Below are 4,850 nucleotides of genomic sequence, written 5' to 3'. Positions count from 1 at the left end.
TGAGCCACTAATAAATAATCGGTTTTTATTTTATTGGCTCAAGAGTGAGTCTTTTTTATCTTACGTTAATGCCGTTAGTTATGGTGTTAACATGCCAAGACTTGGAACATCCGATGGATTAGCAGCACCATTTATACTTCCCCCCCTAGCCGAACAAAAAGTCATAGCCGATAAATTAGATAGTTTATTGGCACAGGTTGACAACATTAAAACCCGTTTAGATGCCTTACCAACCATTATTAAACGCTTTAAACAGTCGGTTTTGTCGGCGGCGGTGAGTGGGAGGTTGACGGAGGATTGGAGGGAGGCTAAAGGTTTGGAGTGGAAATGGAGAGAGTTGCTATTATCTGATATAACGTCGAGTGTTACTTATGGTTATACGGCTAGTTCAACTCAAAATGAGGTCGGCCCGAGAATGCTCAGAATCACTGATATTCAGGATGGTAGGGTTGATTGGGATAATGTCCCTTACTGTGAAATTGATGAAGATAGAAAAGATACCTACTTATTGCAAAAAGGTGATTTGGTTTTTGCTCGAACAGGTGCAACAGTTGGGAAAAGTTTTTTAATTAGAGATACTCCTCCTGATGCAGTATTTGCTTCCTATTTAATTAGAGTGCGTTGTAATGTTGGTAACTCTATTGAGTATTTGTCGTATTTTTTTCAATCCAATAACTATTGGAGGCAAATTACTGAATTTAGTGCGGGTATAGGTCAACCAAATGTGAATGGTACAAAATTAAAAAATCTTGCCATACCTTTACCACCATTAGAAGAACAAACCGAAATTGTCCGCCGTGTCGAGCAACTTTTTGCCTATGCCGACCAAATTGAACAACAAGTCAAAAACGCTCAAAGCCGCGTCAATAACCTCACACAAGCCATACTCGCCAAAGCCTTTCGCGGCGAACTCACCGCCGACTGGCGCGCTGCCAACCCCCACTTAATTAGCGGTGAAAACTCCGCACAAGCACTGTTGGCAAAAATCAAGGCCGAACGTGACAAACCCAAAAAAACAAGCAAGCAACAAACCATGTTTAATGAGTAAATAACCATGAAAATTAAATGCTTAACGCTAACACATTTTCGACGGTTTACGAATTTTGAAATGGATTTTCATCCACAACTCACGGTTTTAGTGGCACGCAATGGCGCGGGTAAATCGAGTATCTTAGATGCAATAGCGACCGCTCTTGGCGTGTTTTTAACAAGATTACCCAAAGTTGTTGGCTTAAATCCTAAAGAAACAGATTTTCAAGTGTATGCCAACGGTCAAAAACCCCCTTATATGCGTATTAGCTGCGAAAGCACAAATGGCATTAAATGGGACAGAACCGTTAAACGCGACCAAACACCCAAAACAGCCAAAGAAATTCCCGAAGCATTAGGCGTAAAAGCCTTAAACGATTATGTTGACCAGTTTATTGATGCCCATAATGCCAATCAACCGTATGAACTGCCTGTATTTATTCACTATGGTACAGGCCGTGCCGTGTTTGACGTGCCAACACGCAAAAGTGGTTTTGGTAAAGACTATCAGCGTTTTGATGCCTTGCGTGTAGCCCTCGAAAGCCGAGCCAATTTTCGTAGCTTTGTCGAGTATTTTTATGCTCTAGAAGATATTGAAGCCAAAAAACAAAAAGAAGCACGTTCCTTTGATGTCGAAATTCCCGAATTAAAAGCCATTCGCCGTGCTATTCAAAAAATGTTGCCTGACTTTTCTAATCCGCGTGGTGCAGAAGTAGGCATACAAATAGACTGGACGCAAGGCAACCAAACCACTCAATTACGCATAGAACAACTGAGTGACGGTTATCGCACTACCTTAGCCATGGTGATGGATATTGCCGCACGCATGGCCGAAGCTAATCCCGATATGCCAGACCCCTTACAAACCGAAGGCGTGGTGTTGATTGACGAAATTGACCTACATCTGCATCCAGGTTGGCAACAAACCATTTTGCTCGACCTAATGCGAACCTTTCCTAATATTCAATTTATTGTGTCAACACACAGCCCACAAGTCGTGTCCTCGGTTAAACCTGAATGTTTGCGCGTCATTGATTGGCATAACGAACATCCGCGTTTATTGCCTGTGCTTTTTTCCGAAGGAGCAGAAGCGCAACAAGTGCTATTAGATGTATTGGGCGTAAAATCACCGCGTGTTGAAAAGTTAGAAATCGTGCAAACACTAAAGGCATATCAAACATTGGTGGATAACAATCAATGGGATAGCGAAGAAGCACTCAAACTTCGTCAAACCCTAGACCAATGGGGCGCAGGGTTTGAGCCAGAGCTAGTGCGTTTAGATGTGGATATTCGTCTTCAATCATTGGATAGATAAATAGATAAGATGAAAAACATTATCAAAGGCCAACAGCCAGCACTATTAGCAAATTATGTGCAAGCCAACCCAACAAACACATGGACTCAGTGTTCCAAAAATCCAACTCGGCGCGAAGCCATTCAAACAGAAATTCGCCTTAATCAAGGTGGATTATGTGCCTATTGCGAAATTGACTTAAAACCTGCCGATACTCAGGGCGGTCTTGCTGATTTTCGTGTGGAGCATTTTCATCCCAAGTCAGATACATCGACTGCCCATAATTGGCATTTAGATTGGCAAAATTTGTTAGGCTGTTGTCATGGTGGCAGTCAGAAAGATGTCACGGATGCCGCCAACCGATTTACTAGCCCCGATACGTCATGCGATGTCCCCAAAGCCGATAATAATTGGGATAACGATATTCTTAATCCTCTACGGCTGCCTGCTTTTCCACCTTTGTTTAATTATCATCGAAGTAGTGGAGATATGACCGTTAATAGTGCTAATTGTCAGCAAGCAACCATCAATCGACAACAGGCACAAAATACCATTGATTACTTAAACCTCAATGCTAAACGGCTAACACGTTTAAGAAGTGCAGAGTTAAACGAAATCAATAAATTATTTGCACAATTAGTGGCTAACGGTTTATCAGACAGTGAAGCCAGAGAGCGGCTTGCTAAAGCCATATTAGTCAAAAAAAATCATCATTGGCCTGTCTTTTTTTCGGCGGTTAGAAGTTATTTGGGACAAGCCGCAGAACAGCAGTTAAACACAATAGCTTATCAGGGCTAAAATCTTTCACACGGTTGAAAATACTTACATTTTTATTTGTGTGAGTATTGCCATAAATTTAAAAAAACGCTATCAATAAGCCGTAGTACGTAAAACTGAGTCGTACTCCCTTCAAGTAAGTCATTGATTATCTTGTCAGTAAGTTTTGCAAGTGAGATAGTTAGGGATAAGCAATAAACAAAAAAGTGTAGGAAACATGAGTACCGAAACTGCAAAAACTATCAAAAGACACTGGCACATCATCTGGTATTTATCAAGTGGTCATTACGTCTCTACCACCAACATCCGCGACCATTTAGCTGAGTTAGGTATTGATGTTGAATTACGTACCATCCAAAGAGACTTAGGTATTTTAAAAGAACATTTCCCCTTAGAGTGTCGTAAAGACTCTGTGCCACATAGTTGGCGTTGGCAAAAAACGCCAAGTCCCACAAATGCTTTAAATATTACCCAAGCTGTGACTTTAAGATTGGTTGAAGAGCAACTCCAAGACGTGTTATCGCCACGCCTTGTTCAAGAGTTACAACCGTTGTTTGCCCAAGCCAAAGTGGTGACAGGTATGGCTGAGGTGTCACAACAAATTGATAATATTTTTAAATCGTCTATGTCTAAGCCCAAAGGTGGCAGAGGTTATGGCATTGTCGGTGGTATTAGTGGTGTGGGTAGCATCTTTGGCGGTGTACGTTCGTGGCTTGAAGATGTGTTTACTCAAGAAGATAAACAAGAGGATTTTAAACATTTGGATAAAGCCATTAATGAACTGATTGAGGTTATGCGTGAGCAAGGCTTAGATGAGCTTATTGCAGGTTTTAAAGAGTAGGAGGCATAAATGGTTATGCCTGTTGGATTAGTCAAAGTGACTTGTTTGGATTGTGGCTGGAGCTGCACACGCAACCAAAAAAGTGATGTGCTAATGCTGCCACATGTGTGTGGGAAGTGTGGGAGGAAGAGGTTGGATGTAAGTGTGGCCAATACACCAAAGTCATTACTGCAAAAGCTCTTAAATAATTGGCGTTAGTATCACAATAGAAAGGTAATTTATTGGTAGTTCCAAACAATTTTAGATGATGTTGATATATTAAAGTAAAACAAAGGTTTGATTTTAAGAGGACTTTTAGAATGAGTGATGTTTTAGAGCAAGGGTTAAATATTCGTCAAGCACGTATTAAAGAAACACGTAATTATCTAGAGCGAACCCATGAGTTATTTGAGCAGTTTGGCAGCCAACAGCTAAAAACATCTCATGCCAAATTTGAGGAATTAAAAAAAGCACTAGATTCAGACAGCCAAGTATTGCTAGTTGTGATTGGTGAGTTTTCGCGTGGTAAATCTAGCTTAGTGAATGCTTTATTAGGAATTCATTTGCTGCGTTCAGCACAAGAAGCTACTACAGCAATTAACACCTTTGTAAGAGCGATACCCGCAGGGCGTGATGAGCGTTTCATTCGTATTCATTATCAGGATGGTCGTTCGCCTACAGAAATTGCATGGGACAATGATGAAGTTTTAGAAAAATGGGGAACTGAATTAAATAGTGAGCATGCTGATGCTCGGAAGCTTGTCGATTATATAGAAGTGTTTACCTCGCATCCTTTATTAGATAAAGGTTTGGTTCTTATTGATACCCCAGGTTTACAATCTGTGGTGCAGCATCATGAGGAAATTACTCGCCGTGCTATTGCCGAAGCACATATTGCAATTTGGGTACAAAGTACCGCGCAATTAGGAG

5 protein-coding genes are annotated in these 4,850 nt (G+C 41.0%); all 5 read left to right on the top strand.

Annotated features, from left to right (window positions below):
• A partial coding sequence (locus Q0212_RS08260; RefSeq protein WP_297924410.1) for a restriction endonuclease subunit S occupies positions 1-1,048 on the top strand: 1,048 nt, incomplete at its 5' end.
• A gap of 6 nt (positions 1,049-1,054) precedes the next feature.
• Positions 1,055-2,344, top strand: a complete 1,290-nt coding sequence (locus tag Q0212_RS08255) for an AAA family ATPase (RefSeq protein ID WP_297924408.1) — start codon at positions 1,055-1,057, stop codon at positions 2,342-2,344.
• 9 nt (positions 2,345-2,353) lie between these two features.
• On the top strand, positions 2,354-3,121 hold the full coding sequence (gene ptuB / locus Q0212_RS08250) for a retron Ec78 anti-phage system effector HNH endonuclease PtuB (protein ID WP_297924406.1): 768 nt from the start codon (positions 2,354-2,356) through the stop codon (positions 3,119-3,121).
• Positions 3,122-3,317: 196 nt separating this feature from the next.
• Complete coding sequence (locus Q0212_RS08245; protein WP_297924404.1) at positions 3,318-3,941, top strand: hypothetical protein; 624 nt, start codon at positions 3,318-3,320, stop codon at positions 3,939-3,941.
• Positions 3,942-4,240: 299 nt separating this feature from the next.
• The coding region (locus tag Q0212_RS08240; RefSeq protein ID WP_297924402.1) for a dynamin family protein at positions 4,241-4,850 on the top strand (610 nt) is incomplete at its 3' end.

Origin of the sequence: uncultured Agitococcus sp., assembly GCF_937920075.1 — a bacterium.
Classification (GTDB): domain Bacteria; phylum Pseudomonadota; class Gammaproteobacteria; order Pseudomonadales; family Moraxellaceae; genus Agitococcus.
Note: the sequence above shows the minus strand (reverse complement) of the source record. Positions and strands in the feature narration are given on the sequence as shown.

Bases quoted from the DNA above. Each gene is read 5' to 3' on its own strand.
- Q0212_RS08245 (WP_297924404.1), top strand. From the start codon at position 3,318: ATGAGTACCGAAACTGCAAAAACTATCAAAAGACACTGGCACATCATC.
- Q0212_RS08255 (WP_297924408.1), top strand. From the start codon at position 1,055: ATGAAAATTAAATGCTTAACGCTAACACATTTTCGACGGTTTACGAAT.
- ptuB (WP_297924406.1), top strand. From the start codon at position 2,354: ATGAAAAACATTATCAAAGGCCAACAGCCAGCACTATTAGCAAATTAT.